Source organism: Escherichia sp. AM3 (assembly GCF_032029835.1).
Taxonomy (GTDB): Bacteria; Pseudomonadota; Gammaproteobacteria; order Enterobacterales; family Enterobacteriaceae; genus Escherichia; species Escherichia coli.
Map to the genome: position 1 here is coordinate 1 of NZ_JAVUPQ010000632.1, position 385 is coordinate 385.

Genomic DNA, 385 nt, shown 5'->3' on the forward strand with positions numbered 1-385 from the left:
CCCCCCATACCCACACGATGGGCAATTTTAAAATCAGACAACTGACCTTTCCGCGTCCACTGTTCATAGGTTTCAGGGGCATCTTCCCAGCCCTGCAGAATGGCTTTGTTCGCAACATCCAGCAGAATATTACCGAAGTCAGACGTACTGTGTGTGAACGCCGCACCGACCATCTGCATCGGGTTATAACTGGAAACCCCAATACCCCGTTCAGTCAGTGACATACGGGCATATTCACGCAGGGTCATCCCGTTGTAGACATTATCACGTTCGGTTTTTTCAAATCCGGCACGCGCCATCAGCGCCTGGCGGATCCCGTCCCCCACAAAATTACCGTTACCGGCATAAATATGAGCCGGGGTATTTTTATTGGATGGCGTGGACT

1 pseudogene is annotated in these 385 nt (G+C 51.4%); it reads right to left on the reverse strand.

Going from position 1 to position 385, the window contains the following annotated elements:
- Window positions 1-385, reverse strand: a pseudogene (locus tag RTW80_RS27615) (Clp protease ClpP); the annotation flags it as partial.